Origin of the sequence: Phenylobacterium sp. (assembly GCF_030651755.1) — a bacterium.
Taxonomy (GTDB): Bacteria; Pseudomonadota; Alphaproteobacteria; order Caulobacterales; family Caulobacteraceae; genus Phenylobacterium.
In genome coordinates this window covers 1-16,110 of record NZ_JAUSBZ010000026.1, presented here as the reverse complement: position 1 = coordinate 16,110, position 16,110 = coordinate 1, and the positions used below count along the sequence as shown (strand labels likewise).

Here is a 16,110-nt window from a genome sequence, read left to right as displayed (position 1 = left end):
GGCGCGGACATCCAGCAGGGCGCGCGGCTCCAGGCGATTGCGGTTGGCCGCATCGTCAAAGGCCGCGCCGATGTAGCGCACGGCCAAGGTGGCCGAGGCGCCCGCCGACCAGAGGTGGCTCACCGACATATTGCCCTGATGCTCCGGCCGCCTGGCCAGCCGCTTGCCTTCATTGGCCGAGCCCGAGACCGCATTGGTGGCGTCGGTCCAGGTGTAGTTGGCCGCCAGGTCGAAAGGACCGACCTTGGCCTGGCCGATCAGTTCCACGCCGCGGGCCTCGGTGCGGGCGGTGTTGCTGTAATAGCCAAACCGTTGGGTCCCGCCGACATTGCACAACGGATCGGTCGGCGCGCTGAAGCAGGAGACATAGTCGATCTGGTTGCTGGTCTCCCGCTGGAACCAGGTGGCCGAGACCACCGCCAGACCGCCGGCCAGGACCTGTTCGACACCGATATCCCAGGCGTCAGCCTCTTCCGGAGCCAGGCCCAGATTCCCATACTCGCTATAGAGCTGGTAGAGGCTCGGGGCCTTGAAGCCCTGGCCGAAACTGGCCCGCAGGATGGTGTTTCCATCATTCAGCGACCAGGCAAGCGCGCCCTGCCCCAGGGTCTGGCCACCGAAGGTGTCGTGCTCGTCTCGACGAAGGCCGGCCGTCAGGGTCAGACCCGTGAGCAACGGCCCCTGGACCTGAACATAGGCGCTGTCGAGGTCGGCGCTGGCCGACTGCGCCGGGGGATTGGGGCTGAAGGCGCTGGGCGAGGCCGTGCGCATTGAGGCCTCATCCCGTTCCAGGCCGAACACCGCCTGCCAGACGTCCGTGACGGCGAAGGTCCCCTGGTACTCCCAGCGTTCAACCTCCGAAAGGGCGTCGAAGGTGACGGGGGTCACGGCCTGGCTGGGGTTGAGGCTCTGTCGGTCGGTTCGCGTACGGGAATAGGCCAACCGGTTGCGCAGCCGATCCTCCAGAAGCGACAGGTTCAGACCCACATAGCCGGTCAGTTCCTCCGTGACGCCATACTCCGCCGTGTCGGCGAAGCTGTAGGTCGGGGCCGGGAACCCGTCCACCTGGGCCCGACCATAGGAATAGAGGCCTCGCAGGTCGAGGGAGAGGCCCTCGGTGATCTTGATCCCCAGGCGGCCATTGGCGCTGGTGTGCTGGAAGCCGTCAGCCTCGGCGCCCCCGGCGAAGGCCGAGACGCCGTCAGTGGTGTAGTAGCCGGCGCCCAGGCGCCAGACGAAGCGCTCGCCCGCCCCGCCGACACCGCCACGGACATAGGCGGTAGCGTAGTCACCGCCTTCCACATCCAGGCTGGCCTGGAAGGGTTCGGTCGGCACGGTGGTGATGACATTGACCACCCCGCCGATGGCCTGGCTGCCCCACAGGGTGGACTGGGCGCCGCGCAGCACCTCGATCCTCGCCACATCGCCGGTCAGCAGGTTGGCGAAGTTGTAGCCGGCGCCGGGCTGGGCGACGTCGTTCAGGCGGACCCCGTCGATGACCACCAGGGTCTGGTCGGTCTCGGCGCCGCGAATCCGCAGAGCGGTGACGCCGCCCGGACCGCCATTCCGCGACAGGGTGACGCCCGGCGTGCGGGCGAGCAGGTCGGGAATCAGGATGGCCTGACTGGCCTCGATCTCAGCGCGATCCAGGATGGTCACCGCCTGGGCGACCTGGGCCGCGGCCGTCGGCGCGCGGTTGGCTGTGACCACCACGCCGCGCACGGCGTTGGAGGACTCCCCGCCCGCCACATCGGGCGCAGACGCCGGCTGGGCGGCGGCCATGGTCGCCGACAACGCCCCAAACAGGGCGGCGGTGGAAAACAGAATGGATTTCATCGGGTCTTGGCCCCTCGAATTGACGACAACGAGCCGTCAAGGAGGCGGACCACGGGAAGCCGGACGCAGGCGCGCGACTCCGCCGGGATCCGCGCCCTTGCGCGGCCCTGGACGGTTGTCGCCACCCGGGTAGACCCGTTCGTTCGGCGCACCCCGGCCGGACGAAGGACGACCGCGACAGGCAGGTCTCCTGGCTGGCGGGTCATCGCCCATTTGCACGCCGCCTTCCCAGGTCCGAGGACCCAGTGGCTGATTTGGCGTGCGGGCTCGCCGCTTACAGTTGCGGGGGCAGCCCAGGTCTTACACCTGAGTTCCCTTTTGATCCCCTTGCGGGGAACCTGTCACGCCTGAGCCCTTAGGGGGGCTCGAAGGCCTCGTCAACGCTGACGCTAGGGTTGTCGCGCCGTCAGGGCGCCACGGCGGGAAGCCGCAGGGCGTGACGCATCACCTGGAACAGATAGGGCTGGTCCATGGACCCGGTGATCAGATAGGCGCCCGGACCATCGGCATAGACCGGCACATCCTCGCCGGTGTGGGCCGCGCTGCCGAGCCGGACGCCCGCCTGCCGGACATGGTCGATGGCGGTCACATCGACACCCTCGAGGCTGGGACGCCCCTCCTCGGCCTCGGGACCGCCAGGTCCCGTCGAATAGACCAGGATTGGCAAAGGGCGGCCGTCCCCAGCCAGGCGCGGCGCGCCCGTAGGTCCTTTGATCAGGCCCAGGACGTCGTCGCCGCGGCCTCCACCGTTCAGCACCAATCCATGGCTGTGATCGGCGGTGACGATGATCAGGGTCTCAGCCGGATCGGTGAGGTCCTGGGCTACCGCCACCGCCTTGGAAAGCTCGACGCCCTCGGTCAGCGCCGCATTCAGCAGGCCGGCGTGATGGGCCTTGTCGATATGGGCCGCCTCGATCAGCAGCACATAGCCCTGGGGTTCGGCGGCGAGCCGCTGGATGGCCGCCCGGGTCATCTCCTCCAGGGTGGGGATCTGGGGGGCGACCGCCGGCCGATTGACCTCGTGGGGAATGTGCACCTCGGCAAAGAGGCCGAGCACATCGTGGCCCGCAGCAATTGCGGCGTTCATGCCGTCACGATCGGTGACGAAGGCGCTGTTTGGGCGCGCCGACCAAAGGGCCGGCAGGTCTTGTCCATCCTTGCGCCGACCGCCTGCCCCCTCTGGCCGGAAGAAGGTCAGCCCGCCCCCGAGGGCGAGGTCGGGGCGAAGATCTTCCTCCGCAAGCACCAGTTGGGCGGCGATATCGATGCAGCCGGCGGCCTGGGCGGCGGCGGGCATGTCGGCGTCGCTTTGCCAGTTGCGGTCAGGGCTGTGGGCGAAGAAGGCGGCTGGCGAGGCGTCGGTGATGGCGGCGGTGGAGACGACGCCCACAGCCTTGCCGAGCTCGCGCTTGGCGCGCTGCGCCAGGGTCGGCACATGGCGGCTGGTGTCGCAGACCCCGCGGCGCGCGCCGCCGTCGACGCCAATGCCGCCATTGACGGTGCGGTGACCGGTGGTGATGGCCGACGCCCCGTTGGCCGAATCGGTCACCAGCCCGTCGACCGAATAGGTCCGCACCAGGCCCCCATAGGGCATGGCGTCGAAGGCCAGATCATAGGAGGCGCCGTCCATTTCAGCCCGCTGTCCGGCCAGAATGCGCATGGCCGTCACCGTCGAGACCCCCATGCCGTCGCCGATGAACAGGATGATGTTCTTCGCAGGCCCCGTCTCCGGCGTCCTGGCCAAGGCGGCTTCCAGGGCGACCTCTGGGGCGGGGTGGGCGCCCGCCAGGACGGCGGTCGGCGAAGCGCTCAAGGCCAGGATGGCGGCGCAGGCCGCCCCCCGGATGGACAGGGAGATGGTCATGGAAGCCTCTGGGGACGCGCGCAGGCGCAGCTCTGCTGAGAGCGCTGTCTGTGGCAGAGTTTCATGACGGCTGCGCGAAGACCGGCGTTCGCCGCCTCCGATGACGTCCGATCATCCAGGATCGAACAGTCTCGCGGGCGCCTGCGATGGTACCACCTCCCGGGTTCGAACCGGGGACCTCCAGAGCCACAATCTGGCGCTCTAACCAACTGAGCTAAGGCGGCGCGTCGCGAGGGATAGGGTTCTAGTGGCGGCGGCCAATCGGATCAAGAGCTATTGCCGCCGCCATGCCGCCCAAAGAAAAGACCCCGGAGACCAGAGGTCTCCGGGGTCTGATACCCGGGTCCTGACGTCGTCCCTTAGCGGGGAAGACGGAAGGAAATCGGGATCCGGACCGTACCACCTTCGACGGGCGCGCCGTCGGCGGTTCGCGGACGCATCCGGAACAGTCGTGTCATACGCATCGCAGCGGCGCCGAAGTCCTGATCTGCGGGGCTTTCTTCCACCACAGAGCAGCCTTGCAACGTGCCGGTCGCCGTCACCGAGCAGCTCAGCACCACCCGACCCTCTGCTCCCATCCGCTGGGCGCGGTCGGGATAGTAGCGGGCCACGTCCTCGCCGCTGGGCAGACGAGCCCAGTCGGGATTGGTGATCACCGACGGACGCGGCGGAGCCGGCGGGGCCGGAGCCGGCGGCTGAGGCACCTCGACGCGTTCCTGCACCGGGGGCACCGGCAGCGGCGGGATCGAGGTGATCCCGACGGGCGGCGCCACAGGCGGCCGAGGCTGAAGCTTCGGCGGCGGAGGCGGCGGCGTGTTCGACGGCGGCGGCGGCGGCGGCGGCGGCGGCGGAGGCGGAGCCGGCTTGATCAGCGCCACCTCCGTAATGTCCTCCGAATACTCCCGATAGGTCGGTTCGAACTTGGTCTTGTAGAGGTAAAACCCAAGTGCGACGTGAACCACGATCGAGACAATGACGGCGACTATGACGCCATTGTTCCGCTTAGCCTTCGGCGCGTCGAACGGACTGTGATGAATGTGAGTCGTGTCACTGGTTTCAGACATGCCTCACCCTCCTCAATTGTCTTCTTCGCCGATGAGCGCCACGCTGTAGAACCCATTGTCCTGAAGCATGTTCATCACGCCCATGAAGTCACCGTAGACGGTGTCTCTGTCGGCGCGGATGAAGATCCGCTCACGTTCTGGGTTCCGTTGCCCAATGTTCGACCGGAGGTCCTCGCCCAGGCCCGCCAGGTCGGTCTGGAAGTCACCGACATAGATGGACCCGTTTGACTGGATCGAAATGTAGACCGGTTTGGGTGGGTTCGCGGATGGCTCGGCGACGGCTGGCGGAAGAGCTACCTGGACCGTCACACTGGCCAGAGGCGCCGCCACCATGAAGATGATCAGGAGAACCAGCATGACGTCCACGAAGGGCGTCACATTGATTTCGCTGTTCTGCTCCGTTTCGTACCTGCCACCCCCAGACCCTGAGAGTTTAGCGGCCATTGGGTTTAGGCCCCCTTGTCGAGCTGCCGGGAGATCGCGTTCAGAAGTTCAGCGACAAAGCCCTCCGAGCGCGCGCCGTAGGCGGAGATACGCGTCTGGAAGTAGTTGTAGAAGATAACCGACGGGATAGCGGCGAAGAGGCCCATGCCGGTGGCCAGAAGCGCTTCGGCGATACCGGGCGCAACGACGGCCAGGTTGGTCGTGTTGGTGTTCGCGATGCCGATGAAGGAGTACATGATCCCGTACACGGTGCCGAACAGACCGATGAACGGACCGTTGGAGCCGACCGAGGCCAGGAACTGCATGCCACCCGACAGGCGCTTGGCCAGGGAGGCCTGGACGCCGGACACGGCCGCAACAGCGCGACCGATGGTGGTTTCACGGTGTTCGCCGGCGATGTTCAGGCCCGCTTGACGCGAGATCTCAACTTCTTGAACGGCGGCCGCGGCCATGTCGGCCAGCGGGTTGCCTTCGAACTCGTCTGACATGGCGACGCGGCCGATGTCGTTGATGTTCTTGGCGCCCCGGAAGGCTTCCAGGAAGCGGTTGGTTTGACGTTCCAGGCCACCGAACTCGAAGAGCTTGGTGAGCAGCAGGGTCCAGGAGAAGATCGACGCCAGGGCCAGACCGATCAGAACGGCCTTACCGACCGGCTGAGCGTCCAGGAACATCGTCATAATGGTCAGTTCGCCGTGACCACCGACATCGGTGGACACTTCTTCCGCGGGAGCCGCCTCAGCGGGCGCGGCGGGGGTGGCGGCCGGATCGGCCGGGGCCTCGGCGGCGGCCGGATCCGCTGGAGCGGCGTCCTGCGCGAACGCTGGGGCGCCCATCATCAACGCAGCCGCGCCAATGAGAGCGATGAAGGGGGTGTTCCGTTTTTTGTCGAGCATCTGTCGCCAGTTCCTAATGGTCTAGCACGTTTGGACCGAGGGTCGTCGCGCGAGAGCGTCTCCTACCCTAGCTGAATATGCCTTGGCCCCGAACCGCTTTCGCCGCGTCCGAAACCAAGACCGCTATCGCTGCTCCTGACCCGTAACGCCCGACGCCCACAATTATGTGAAGCCGGATGTTGCGATTGGGCAAGGCGAGACCGCAATCCAGGAGCGGACTGCGGACCCTCACCGCAAAGTTAGACGTGCGGCGAGGGACCTTTGGCAACCCCCAAACGGAGCGTCAAGTGCCGCACCGTGCGGCTAACCGTCGAATTTATAATCAGAAACTGGGGTATTGCTGCGGCGCACAATATGAATTCTCTGCAATAATTGGAGAAACTCGCCGGTCCGGCGAAAGATATTGCTGCGACGCAATAAGTCGGAGCGAACGCCGATCGTCCAAAATGGCGGAAATCTGGCGAGAATCGGCCGCGAGGCGCTCAGCTTTTGCGCAGGCGACGCCGACCCGGCGGGAAATGAGCGCGGGGCGGCCCCAAGTCAACATCATCAGCCCCGGCCGGCGAATTCGAACGCCCCCTGTCACTTGAAAGTCGCGCCTGATCGGCCGGCCCCGCCGCCGGTTAGCCCAGGGCTATGGTCGGCCGACCGATTGGTGGGGGCCTGGACAGTGGGTTTCGCCCGTCCCCTACCCCGCGGGCGATCGCAGCACCGGGACAGGCCGCCCGGAGTCCGACGCTGAGGGATTCGGACGCCACCGAATCGTGGCGCAGCCGCGGCCTGAACGACATGCTGGGGGGGGGATGGGGTGAGAATGGTGCCTGGGGGCGGATTCGAACCACCGACACGCGGATTTTCAATCCGCTGCTCGACCAACTGAGCTACCCAGGCACTGGGCCCGCCGCGCGGGAGCCGCGTCTATAAAAGAGCCGCCCAGGGAAGTCCAGCGCGGCGAGGCCCGTTTGTTTCAGACCTCATCCTCGCCGTCGGAGACCTCTTCCTGCTCCACGGCCGGAACCGCATAGGCGCCGGTGAACCAGCGCTGCAGATCGACGTCAGCACAGCGCTTCGAGCAGAAGGGACGATAGTCCGGCTGGACCGGCTTGCGACAGATGGGGCACTTGGCCTTGGACGGGGCCCGGCTCATCGGGCGTGGACTTCGATCTGCTCCCAGGCCAGGGCCGGGTCGCCCTTGACCTCGAAGCGCGCGCCGATGCGGCCGGCCAATAGGGCCAGGGCCGGCTTGGCCGCCTCGGCCACGGCGGGCGAGCAGGCGGCGCTGAGCCGACCGCCAGGGGCGGCCGTCCCCTCGGCCTCCAGCCTTCGCACGAGACGATGGCCAAGGGTCCTGGCCGAGACTCGCCCCGCGCCATCGGTGAGAATCTCGGTCACCGGTCGCCCCCGCCTGGGGACGGTGAGCTCTATCGTGCCAAACCGGCTGATGGGGCCGATGGAGACGCCGGGATTATCGGGATTGAAGGCGGCCCGCGCCGCCGCCATCAGGGCAGCCCCGTCATGACCCCGGCCGGCCATGTCGAAGACGATCAGCCCCCCGAGGCCCTTGAGCCTCAATACCCGAGCGGCCACCGACAAGGCGGCCAGATTGGCCTGTCGGGTGACCCGCTTGGCCTCCTGCCCCTTCCGCTCGCCCACATCGACATCAATGGCGGTCAGGGCCCGGGTCGGCTCGATGGCGATCGTCCCGCCCCCCGGCAATGGGTGGATGACCTCCAGAACCTCGGCCTCGGCCTCATCGGCCAGCTGGCGGGCGACCCGGCCGGTGACAGGCTCCCCCTCCCCCACCAGCCGCTGCAGCTGGTCGAGCAGGGACGGGGCTGACTCCAGCAGGACAGGCTCCCCCTGGGCGGGACCGATCAGCCGCGCCGTGGCCAGTTTTCCGATCCTCGGCTCGGTGCGAATCTCCACCTCCAGGGCCTCGCCCTGGCGGGGGCGCTCGTCAGGCTTGAATGAGACGCTGGCTTCATCCCCGGCGCCCAGGTCCAGAAAGGCCATGCCCAGAGCCGGCTCCACATGGCGCACCCGGGCGCGCAGACGGGCGCCCAGGGCCAGACGGGGAGAATCATCATCTCGCTGGATCAACAGGCGCTCTGGTCGCCCGTCCAACAGGACGCCGCCCCGGGTCTCGCCCAGGCCTCGATCAATGAAATAGGTCCGCCGGCTCATGCTGCGGGATAGCCCAGACCCCGCAGCAGACAAAGGCTTTCATAGAGCGGCAAGCCCACCACCGACGGGTAGGAGCCCTGCAATTGGGTCACAAAGCCCCCAGCCCGGCCCTGAATCGCATAACCGCCAGCCTTGCCCAGGCCCTCGCCGCTGGACAGATAGGCCGCCAGCTCGTCTGCGCCCAGACGCTTGAAGGTGACGCGGGTCTCCACCAGGCGCTCGGCGCGGCGCCCATCGGGCGCATGCACGGCCAGCGCCGTGTAGACCCGGTGGCTGCGGCCAGACAGCAGGGTCAGGCAGGCTCGCACCTGCGTTTCGTTCTCGGCCTTGGGGAGGATTCGTCGACCAGCGGCGACCACCGTGTCCGCCGCCAGGACAAAGGCTGCGGGATGGCTTTGGGCGACGGCCGCCGCCTTGGCGCTGGCCAGACGCACAGCGTGGCGACGGGGCGTCTCACCCTTCAGGGGCGCCTCATCAAGGTCAGCGGCGCAGATCTGATCTGGGGAAAGCCCGACCTGCCTCAACAGGTCCAGCCGTCTGGGACTGGCCGACGCCAGGACCAGGGTGGGTCTCTCAGAAGGAGTCAGTCGGGTCACCCGCTAACGGACGCGGAAGGTGATACGGCCCTTGGACAGGTCGTAAGGCGTCATCTCGATCAGAACCTTGTCTCCCACCGCCACGCGGATGCGGTTCTTCCGCATCTTGCCCGCCGTGTGGGCGACAATCTCGTGGTCGTTCTCAAGTTTTACGCGAAACATGGCGTTGGGCAGGACTTCACTGACCACGCCGGGAAACTCCAACAGCTCTTCCTTGGCCATGCAGGCTCCATGGGGCGCGCACCTGAAGCCGTCAGCCGTGCCCGGAATCAGGTCCGGCCGACAGCGGCTCATTATAACTCAGGTTGCATTGGCCGGTAGAGACCTCTCATCAACCGGCGCCGAAGCGCTCGACAAGCCGACGCGCCAGGGCGTCGCGCACTTCCCGATAGGCCGCCAGACGATGCTCGCGCGAGCCCTCGACCAGGGTGGGGTCATGGGTCGGCCAATATTCGATCTCTGCGGCCCGGTGGCGGGTCAGCTCCACCGCCCGATGCTGTGCTTCCGGGGTGAGGGAGATGATCAGGTCGAAGGAATCGTCATTGAGCTCATCGAAGGTCTTCGGCGCGTGAGCTTCCAGATCCAGGCCCAGCTCGGCCATCACGGCGCAGACAAAGGGATCGGCCCCCTCGACATCGGCCTCGGACTTCAGTCCGCAGGAATCCACAAAGGCCCGGTCGCCCAGCAGCCGTCGCGCCAGCATCTCGGCCATCGGCGAGCGAACGCGATTGAAGTTGCAGGCAAAGAGAATGGCCCCAGGAGCGCGCGGCGAGGACCCCAAACCCATGACCGCTTCAGCTCTTGTAGTGCAGGGCGCAGATCAGGGTGAACAGCCGGCGCGCGGTGTCGAGATCGGTTTCGATCTTCCCGGCCAGGCGCGCGCGCAGCAGTTCTGATCCCTCATTGTGCAGGCCGCGCCGTCCCATGTCCAAGGCCTCGATCTGGGCCGGCGTCGCATTCCGGATCGCCTGGTAGTAGCTCTCGCAGATCATGAAATAGTCTTTGATCAGCATCCGGAAGGGCGACAGGGAGAGGATGTGGCGCTTCTCATAGCCGGGACCTGTGACATCCAGCACCAGCCGGTTCTCCATCAGGCCCATGTGCAGGTCATAGGGACCCTGCTCGGCGCCGTCGGGAACAAAACGGTTTGATTCCAGCAGATCGAAGATGGCGATCTGCCGCTCCTGCTCCTGGTCGCGCGAAATCGCGCCCAGGGATTGCTGGTCGATCTCAACGCTCTGCAGCCGATGGTTCTTCTGGTCGTCGTCAGTCATGACGCCCTGGGGAAGGTCTGGGCGCCAGCTTTAGTGCAAACCGCCCCCCGGCGTCATCCCGCTTAGCGACCTGACGTGCGCGAAGCACAAAAAAGCCCCCGCCGCGGGGCGACGGGGGCCATTGAGTTGCGGGTTCGGGAGGAAGGCGGCGCCGGCCTTTAGCGACGATAACCAGCGTAGCGGTAGCCTTCGGGCTGAACATAGGCGCCGTGGACATAACCCACCCCGACCCCGTTATGGCCCACCAGGATCCAGTCGCTGCCGCGGACATAGGACAGGGCTTCGAACCGCTCGCCAGCCCGGAGCTGACCCACCCGGGCGCCGCTGGTGGAGGGCGCGGCGCGCAGGTTCACGGTGGACCGGGCGATCATCACCCCGCCGCCGCCGGCATAGTTGGCCGGCGCCAGGTTGCGGTCCAGGCGATAGCCGCCGTGGGTGTAGGTGGCCGGCTGGTTGTAGGCGTAGCCTTGGCCCTGCCCATAGCGGCGGTCCTGGTCGTCATGCTGCAGCTTGCAGCCGATGGCCGAACCGGCGGCCGCCCCGACCACCGCGCCAAGGGCCGTGCCCGTGCCACGGTCGTTCTTGGCGAGGTTGGACCCCGCCGCCGCGCCGACCAGGGCGCCGATCAGCGCCCCGCCCTCCTGCTTGCCGCCGCTGGCGTTACAGCCCAGCACGCCACCGAAGTTCTGAGCCTGGGCGGCAGGGGCCGCGGCGGCCAGGAACAGGGCGCTCATCATGGCGGTGGCCGCCGCGCCTGAGGTCAGTTTCGAAACAGTCGTCATCGGCATGACTTGCCTCCATCAGATCTAGTCGTCGGGCCGCGACTGGCCCTGTGACTTCGACCCTAGGGGACCCCGCCTGAACGGACCCTCGAAGGCGACTGACAGATTTCGTTCAGGTTTATTGGCCGCCCTGACCCAGGCGCAGGGCCGCCGATCGGGCGTGGGCCGGCAGGCCCTCGGCCTCGGCCAAGGCCACGGTGGCCGGCCCCAGGGCTTCAAAGGCGGCGGCGTCGCACTTCACGAACGAGGTTCGCTTGATGAAGTCATAGATCGACAGGCCCGACGAGAACCGGGCCGCCCGGCTGGTGGGCAGGACATGGTTCGACCCGGCCACATAGTCGCCGATCGCCTCGGGCGCGTGCCGCCCCAGGAACATGGCGCCGGCGTGCCGCACCTGGTCGGCCAGGGCGTCGGGATCTTCGACGGCGAACTCCACATGCTCGGGCGCCAGGGCGTCCACCAGTCGCGGGCTCTGCGCCAGGGGCGCGATGATCACCGCCCCGTGGTCGCGCCAGGAGGCCTGCGCCACCGCGCCTGTGGCCAGGGTGGCGAGCTGAGCCTCGATCTGGGCCTCCACCTTGGCGGCGAAACCCTCATCGTCGGTGATCAGGATGGACTGGGCGGCCGGGTCGTGCTCGGCCTGGGACAGCAGGTCAGCGGCGATCCAGTCGGGGCGGTTGAGGCCATCGGCCACCACCACGATCTCCGAGGGCCCGGCCAGGGCGTCGATCCCCACCACCCCATAGACCCGGCGCTTGGCGGCGGTGACAAAGGCGTTGCCCGGGCCGACGATCTTGTCCACCGGGCGAATGGGGCCGGCCCCGAAAGCTAAGGCGCCCACGGCCTGGGCCCCGCCCACGCGCCAGATCTCGGTGACGCCCGCCGCCTGAGCCGCGGCCAGCACCGCTGGCTGCAGCTTTCCAGGGGGCGTGACCATGGCGATGCGCTCGACCCCGGCCACCTTCGCCGGCACGGCGTTCATCAACACGGTGGACGGATAGGCCGCCCGCCCGCCAGGCACATAGATCCCCACCGCTTCGATGGCGGTCCAGCGCCAGCCCATCTCGACCCCGGCGGCGTCGGTGAATCGGGCGTCGGCGGGCCTCTGGCGTTCGTGATAGGTGCGGATGCGTTCGGCGGCGAAGGCGATGGCCTCGCGCACCTCCGGGGCGCAGGCCGCGGCCCCGGCTTCGATCTCGTCGGCGCTCACCCGCAGGCCGGCCTCGTCGATATCCACGCCATCGAACTTGGCGCCAAAGCGCAGGACGGCGGCCAGGCCCTCGGCCCGCACGGCGGCCAGCACGTCGCGAACGATCGCCTCGACGTCCTCTGGGGTGTCGCGGCGCTCGCTCACCAGGGCGGCGAAGCGGTCCTCGAAGTCGGGGTCTGAAAAATGAAATCGGCGCATGATGGGGCTATGTAGCGACGGCCCGTCCTCAGCGCCATGGCCCTTTGGCCACATCCCGGTCTTGCCGCAACAGCCTGGGAATGGCGGTCTCAGGACTCATGCTGCGGCGTCCGCGGGGTGGGCCAGGGCGCAGAGACGTCGGCCAGCACCGCATCAAGGCACTCGACCTTGACCTTGAGGTCCCCGCCCCCGGCGAAGCTGAGGATCAGGCTTCCCCCAGGCGGATCAGCGTCCGGCTCGAAACTGAGCGCCAGGAGTTCAACGACCGCCTCCGGGGCGTCCCGGCGCAACCGCCGCGCCTCGACAGCCTCCACCGATCCCAGTTGCAGGGCCGAGCGGACCCGCGAGCGGCCCCCAGCCTCCCAGCGATAGCGGTTCAGCGCCAGGGTCAGGCGTCGCGCCTTGGCTTCGAAACGAATGTCACCGATCTTGCCCACGGCGTCCTGCAAGGCGGCCGACAGGATCGCCAGGTCCTCGGCGTCCTCCGCCTTCAGCCGGAGTGGTTTGGCCTTGTCAGGCATCGAATCCGGCCTCCTCCGCCGTCGAATCGCCCTTCAGCCGCTGGATCCGGGCGCCGCAGGCCGACAACTTGTCCTCCAGGCGCTCAAATCCTCGATCAAGATGATAGACCCGTCCCACCACCGTCTCACCCTTCGCGGCCAGGCCGGCGATCACCAGGCCGACGGAGGCGCGCAGGTCAGTCGCCATCACCTGGGCGCCATTGAGGGCTGGAACGCCGCGAACCCGCGCCTCGCCCCCCTGGATGCTGATGTCGGCCCCCAGCCGCGCCAGTTCCGGCGCATGCATGAAGCGGTTCTCAAAGATGGTTTCGCGGATCACCGACTCCCCGTCCGCCAGGGTCATCAAGGCCATGAACTGGGCCTGCAGGTCGGTGGCGAAGCCGGGATAGGGGTCGGTCTCCACGGCCACGGCGTTCAGTCGGCGGCCGTTGCGCTTGATCGTGACGCCATCATTGTGGCGGACCACGTCCACGCCGGCCTCCTCCATCTTGTCCAACAGGTTGGCGATGAAATCATTGCGGGTGCGCGTCAGGCGAACCTCCCCTCCGGCCATGGCCGCGGCCATGGCGAAGGTGCCGGTCTCGATGCGGTCGGGGATGACGGCATGGCTGGTCCCGTTCAGCCGGCTCACCCCCTGGATACGGATCACATCCAGGCCCGCCCCGACAATCCGTGCGCCCATCTTGTTGAGGCAGTCGGCCAGGTCGACGATCTCCGGCTCGCAGGCCGCGTTTCGCAGGATGGTCTCGCCCTCGGCCAGGACCGCGGCCAGCATGGCGTGCTCGGTGGCCCCCACCGAGACGAACGGGAAAACGATCTCCGCCCCCCGCAGGCCTCGCGGCGCCTGGGCGTACACATAGCCCTCATGCAGGTCGATCTCCGCGCCCAGGGCCCGCAGGGCCTCCAGGTGCAGGTCCACCGGACGCGCGCCGATCGTGCAACCTCCGGGCAAGGAGACCTTGGCCTGCCCCGAGCGGGCCAGCAGCGGCCCCAGGACGTTGAACGAGGCGCGCATCTGCCGGACCAGGTCATAGGGGGCGATGGCGCTGATGATTTCCGGGGTGTGCAAAAGGGTTTCCGGCCCCTCGGGGCCGTCCTGCTCCTGCACCTCGGTTCCCAGGCGGCCGAGCAGCTGTCCCAGGAACCGGGTGTCGGCCAACCGCGGCATATTGGTCAGCCGCAGGGGCTCAGACGTCAGCAGGCTGGCGGCCATCAGCTTGATGGCCGAGTTCTTGGCGCCGCTGATGGAGATCTCGCCCTCCAGACGCGCGCCGCCCTCAATGGCGATTCGATCCAATCCCAGCCCTCTTGCAGCGCCGCCCCCGCGGCGCGAGACAAACCCAAGGAGCGCTTCTAGCCCGCCCCCACCTCCGCGCAAAGTCAGCCAGCGCTCACGAACACTTGTCGTCGGGGTCTTCAGGCTTCGGCGCCGGCCTGGCGGGCGCCTTGCGACGACGCAGGTTCGCCCTGAGGGCTTGGGCCAACTTGGCTTCCCGATCGCTCACCGGCGGGGGTTTAGGTCTGTCGGGCGGGGTCATGGGGTTTGGTTGCGGCTTGCGCCCCATCGGGTCAAGGCTGAGAAAACCGGAATTGGGGCTTCACGCGAGGCGCGCGGTTGGCTATAGCCCCCGCCTCGCCTTTCGCCGCCGTAGCTCAGTGGTAGAGCGCATCCTTGGTAAGGCTGAGGTCTCGGGTTCGAGTCCCGACGGCGGCACCATCGGCCCCAGGTCCTGAACGGACCTGGGGCCGACCTCATTTTCAGCCCTGGTTTTCCGTGTTCGCGCAGCCCGCCGACGCAGCGAGGCCGCACCGCCTGACAGACGATGAGATTCGCCGCTGTGCGCGCCCCCATCCGTTTGGCCTCCACGCCCGTATGTTCGGTGACCGTGGAGGACCGATGATCGACAATCCGGACAACTTCCCCATCGACACGCGCAACGCCGCCCTGGCCCTGATCCGCCAGTACGGTCCCGACGCCCAGGTGATCGCCATGCTGCGGGCCGCCGAGTTCGCCGCCATGGGCGATGTGGACGGCCTCTCGGCCTGGGACGACATCATCGCCTGTATCGAGGCCTATGACTCCCTCGGCCCCATCGGCGGCGTCGTCCACTAACGCCTCACATCGGCGCTCCCAGGGTTCAAGGCCTCCTGCGCATCATAGGTCTCCACCGCCAGGCGCCTGGCCGCGTCGCAGGCGACGATCTGCGCCCCGCGGGTCACATAGCCGATCTCCAGGTCGGCCAGGGTCGGCTGCGACGGCAGGGTGTGCAGGGCGCAGGGCGCCCGGGCCTCAGCCGCCAGGGCCAGCCGCGGCGCAGCCGGTGAGGTCGGGGGCGGCTTGGCACAGCCGGCGGTCAGCGTCGTGAAGCCGAGCAGCGCGATCAGCGGCCAGGATCTCATGGCCATCCTCCGTGTTCAGAGCCTGTGGAATGAAGGTGCTCACCACCGCTCGGCCGCTCGCGCCGCGGGACAGGGCCGCGGCCAGGCGCTGGCCCGAGGCCCGCTCCCCGTCGGCCTCCAGCCGGGCGATGTCGCGCTCACGGGTCAGGACGGCGATCTCAGCCTGGCGATGCTGGCCGCCATCCCGCCGCCCGGCCACATAGAGCGACAGGGCCGAGGCCGCCAGCGCCCCGGCCGCCACCGCCGTCACAAGGGCTCTGATGCTCATCATGCTCCCAGCCCCCGCCCATAGCCCTTGCCAGGCCGCCAGGTGAGCACCTCCCGGCGCCAGCGGCCGCCCAGCCCCAGATGAACCCAGGCCCCGGCCTCCTCGATCAGCTGGTCGAAGGCGAGGTCCGAGGCCGCGATGGCCCGGCACACCGCCCGCGGCGAGCCGAACCGCGGACAGATGAAGTCCGCCGCCTCCCCGCGCATGTGGGCGCTGGTCGCCGAGCCTCCGACGGCGCGGTTCACGGCGGGAGAGCGGTAGCCGCTGGTGATCAGGATGGGCGAGTCCCCGAGCAGGACCCGAACCTGCTCCAGGACCTGCGCTGTGGCGCGAAGGCGCGCCAGCACGGCCGGCGGCGGGGTGTTATCCAGCCCCCGCTGCTGGGTGGCGGTCATCTCCTCCAGGGAGAAGTGCGCTGACAGCCAGGTCGTCATGGCCGTCCTCCATGTCTTTGAGTGAGAGAAGTCTGTCAGGCTCGGTCCCGGCGGCCGGCCGCCACCAGCTTGGCCCAGTCGGTGACCGTCGCTCCGGCCAGATAGAGGGTGCCCAGGACCACATTGGCTCCGATCAGGGCCA

The 16,110-nt window shown here is 68.0% G+C and carries 18 protein-coding genes, 3 tRNA genes and 1 riboswitch; of the genes, 2 read left to right on the top strand and 19 right to left on the bottom strand.

The window, feature by feature from the left end; all coding sequences use genetic code 11:
* From Q7V15_RS02285 to murA, 17 genes are all read right to left on the bottom strand, one after another.
* Positions 1-1,836 (bottom strand): TonB-dependent siderophore receptor (locus tag Q7V15_RS02285; protein ID WP_304753502.1); only part of this gene is annotated, 1,836 nt, incomplete at its 3' end.
* Positions 1,837-1,998: 162 nt separating this feature from the next.
* Positions 1,999-2,193, bottom strand: a riboswitch (cobalamin riboswitch).
* A gap of 49 nt (positions 2,194-2,242) precedes the next feature.
* Entirely contained in the window at positions 2,243-3,700 is a 1,458-nt protein-coding gene (locus tag Q7V15_RS02280) for an alkaline phosphatase (protein ID WP_304753500.1), read from the bottom strand.
* A gap of 147 nt (positions 3,701-3,847) precedes the next feature.
* A tRNA-His gene (locus Q7V15_RS02275) sits at positions 3,848-3,924 on the bottom strand.
* A 135-nt stretch (positions 3,925-4,059) separates the two neighbouring features.
* A complete protein-coding gene (locus Q7V15_RS02270) occupies positions 4,060-4,764 on the bottom strand; it encodes an energy transducer TonB (RefSeq protein WP_304753499.1) in 705 nt (234 codons plus the stop codon).
* A 12-nt stretch (positions 4,765-4,776) separates the two neighbouring features.
* Positions 4,777-5,208 (bottom strand): biopolymer transporter ExbD, encoded by a 432-nt coding sequence (locus tag Q7V15_RS02265; RefSeq protein ID WP_304753498.1) that lies wholly within the window; start codon positions 5,206-5,208, stop codon positions 4,777-4,779.
* Between the two features lie 5 nt (positions 5,209-5,213).
* Positions 5,214-6,101, bottom strand: a complete 888-nt coding sequence (locus Q7V15_RS02260; protein ID WP_304753497.1) for a MotA/TolQ/ExbB proton channel family protein — start codon at positions 6,099-6,101, stop codon at positions 5,214-5,216.
* A gap of 815 nt (positions 6,102-6,916) precedes the next feature.
* Positions 6,917-6,992 (bottom strand) — tRNA-Phe (locus Q7V15_RS02255).
* 76 nt (positions 6,993-7,068) lie between these two features.
* Positions 7,069-7,248 (bottom strand): DNA gyrase inhibitor YacG, encoded by a 180-nt coding sequence (locus tag Q7V15_RS02250; protein WP_304753495.1) that lies wholly within the window; start codon positions 7,246-7,248, stop codon positions 7,069-7,071.
* The gene (locus Q7V15_RS02245) at positions 7,245-8,285 is read right to left on the bottom strand and encodes a ribonuclease E/G (RefSeq protein ID WP_304753493.1); all 1,041 of its coding nucleotides are present in this window, start codon (positions 8,283-8,285) and stop codon (positions 7,245-7,247) included. Before Q7V15_RS02245 ends, Q7V15_RS02250 begins: the two co-directional genes overlap by 4 nt.
* Entirely contained in the window at positions 8,282-8,872 is a 591-nt protein-coding gene (locus Q7V15_RS02240) for a nucleoside triphosphate pyrophosphatase (RefSeq protein ID WP_304753503.1), read from the bottom strand. Before Q7V15_RS02240 ends, Q7V15_RS02245 begins: the two co-directional genes overlap by 4 nt.
* A 12-nt stretch (positions 8,873-8,884) precedes the next feature.
* Positions 8,885-9,103, bottom strand: coding sequence for a translation initiation factor IF-1 (infA, locus tag Q7V15_RS02235; RefSeq protein ID WP_304753492.1), 219 nt, complete (start codon positions 9,101-9,103; stop codon positions 8,885-8,887).
* Positions 9,104-9,212: 109 nt separating this feature from the next.
* Entirely contained in the window at positions 9,213-9,668 is a 456-nt protein-coding gene (locus tag Q7V15_RS02230) for a low molecular weight phosphatase family protein (protein ID WP_304753491.1), read from the bottom strand.
* Between the two features lie 7 nt (positions 9,669-9,675).
* Positions 9,676-10,155, bottom strand: coding sequence for a UPF0262 family protein (locus Q7V15_RS02225; protein ID WP_304753489.1), 480 nt, complete (start codon positions 10,153-10,155; stop codon positions 9,676-9,678).
* A gap of 158 nt (positions 10,156-10,313) precedes the next feature.
* On the bottom strand, positions 10,314-10,943 hold the full coding sequence (locus Q7V15_RS02220; RefSeq protein ID WP_304753488.1) for an SH3 domain-containing protein: 630 nt from the start codon (positions 10,941-10,943) through the stop codon (positions 10,314-10,316).
* A gap of 112 nt (positions 10,944-11,055) precedes the next feature.
* Complete coding sequence (gene hisD / locus Q7V15_RS02215; RefSeq protein ID WP_304753487.1) at positions 11,056-12,345, bottom strand: histidinol dehydrogenase; 1,290 nt, start codon at positions 12,343-12,345, stop codon at positions 11,056-11,058.
* Between the two features lie 89 nt (positions 12,346-12,434).
* Positions 12,435-12,866 carry a DUF2948 family protein gene (locus Q7V15_RS02210; protein WP_304753486.1) on the bottom strand — a complete coding sequence of 144 codons (432 nt, stop codon included), beginning with the start codon at positions 12,864-12,866 and terminating at the stop codon, positions 12,435-12,437.
* Positions 12,859-14,163 (bottom strand): UDP-N-acetylglucosamine 1-carboxyvinyltransferase, encoded by a 1,305-nt coding sequence (gene murA / locus Q7V15_RS02205; RefSeq protein WP_304753484.1) that lies wholly within the window; start codon positions 14,161-14,163, stop codon positions 12,859-12,861. The genes Q7V15_RS02210 and murA overlap by 8 nt, the downstream gene beginning before the upstream one ends.
* Positions 14,164-14,508: 345 nt before the next feature.
* On the opposite strand from murA, the gene Q7V15_RS02200 reads away from it, so the two are divergent.
* Both Q7V15_RS02200 and Q7V15_RS02195 read left to right on the top strand, forming a co-directional pair.
* Positions 14,509-14,583: transfer RNA gene (locus Q7V15_RS02200), tRNA-Thr, on the top strand.
* Positions 14,584-14,763: 180 nt separating this feature from the next.
* The gene (locus Q7V15_RS02195) at positions 14,764-14,979 is read left to right on the top strand and encodes a hypothetical protein (protein WP_304753483.1); all 216 of its coding nucleotides are present in this window, start codon (positions 14,764-14,766) and stop codon (positions 14,977-14,979) included.
* A gap of 177 nt (positions 14,980-15,156) precedes the next feature.
* Here Q7V15_RS02195 and Q7V15_RS02190 read toward each other — a convergent pair whose 3' ends face one another.
* The gene (locus Q7V15_RS02190; protein WP_304753481.1) at positions 15,157-15,537 is read right to left on the bottom strand and encodes a hypothetical protein; all 381 of its coding nucleotides are present in this window, start codon (positions 15,535-15,537) and stop codon (positions 15,157-15,159) included.
* Positions 15,534-15,968 carry a D-Ala-D-Ala carboxypeptidase family metallohydrolase gene (locus Q7V15_RS02185; RefSeq protein ID WP_304753480.1) on the bottom strand — a complete coding sequence of 145 codons (435 nt, stop codon included), beginning with the start codon at positions 15,966-15,968 and terminating at the stop codon, positions 15,534-15,536. Before Q7V15_RS02185 ends, Q7V15_RS02190 begins: the two co-directional genes overlap by 4 nt.
* Between the last annotated feature and the right edge of the window lie 142 nt (positions 15,969-16,110).

Excerpts from the sequence above, each read along its gene's own strand:
- Q7V15_RS02280 (WP_304753500.1), bottom strand. The coding sequence starts at position 3,700 with ATGACCATCTCCCTGTCCATCCGGGGGGCGGCCTGCGCCGCCATCCTG.
- Q7V15_RS02270 (WP_304753499.1), bottom strand. The coding sequence starts at position 4,764 with ATGTCTGAAACCAGTGACACGACTCACATTCATCACAGTCCGTTCGAC.
- Q7V15_RS02265 (WP_304753498.1), bottom strand. The coding sequence starts at position 5,208 with ATGGCCGCTAAACTCTCAGGGTCTGGGGGTGGCAGGTACGAAACGGAG.
- Q7V15_RS02260 (WP_304753497.1), bottom strand. The coding sequence starts at position 6,101 with ATGCTCGACAAAAAACGGAACACCCCCTTCATCGCTCTCATTGGCGCG.
- Q7V15_RS02250 (WP_304753495.1), bottom strand. The coding sequence starts at position 7,248 with ATGAGCCGGGCCCCGTCCAAGGCCAAGTGCCCCATCTGTCGCAAGCCG.
- Q7V15_RS02245 (WP_304753493.1), bottom strand. The coding sequence starts at position 8,285 with ATGAGCCGGCGGACCTATTTCATTGATCGAGGCCTGGGCGAGACCCGG.
- infA (WP_304753492.1), bottom strand. The coding sequence starts at position 9,103 with ATGGCCAAGGAAGAGCTGTTGGAGTTTCCCGGCGTGGTCAGTGAAGTC.
- Q7V15_RS02230 (WP_304753491.1), bottom strand. The coding sequence starts at position 9,668 with ATGGGTTTGGGGTCCTCGCCGCGCGCTCCTGGGGCCATTCTCTTTGCC.
- Q7V15_RS02225 (WP_304753489.1), bottom strand. The coding sequence starts at position 10,155 with ATGACTGACGACGACCAGAAGAACCATCGGCTGCAGAGCGTTGAGATC.
- Q7V15_RS02220 (WP_304753488.1), bottom strand. The coding sequence starts at position 10,943 with ATGCCGATGACGACTGTTTCGAAACTGACCTCAGGCGCGGCGGCCACC.
- hisD (WP_304753487.1), bottom strand. The coding sequence starts at position 12,345 with ATGCGCCGATTTCATTTTTCAGACCCCGACTTCGAGGACCGCTTCGCC.
- Q7V15_RS02210 (WP_304753486.1), bottom strand. The coding sequence starts at position 12,866 with ATGCCTGACAAGGCCAAACCACTCCGGCTGAAGGCGGAGGACGCCGAG.
- Q7V15_RS02195 (WP_304753483.1), top strand. The coding sequence starts at position 14,764 with ATGATCGACAATCCGGACAACTTCCCCATCGACACGCGCAACGCCGCC.
- Q7V15_RS02190 (WP_304753481.1), bottom strand. The coding sequence starts at position 15,537 with ATGATGAGCATCAGAGCCCTTGTGACGGCGGTGGCGGCCGGGGCGCTG.
- Q7V15_RS02185 (WP_304753480.1), bottom strand. The coding sequence starts at position 15,968 with ATGACGACCTGGCTGTCAGCGCACTTCTCCCTGGAGGAGATGACCGCC.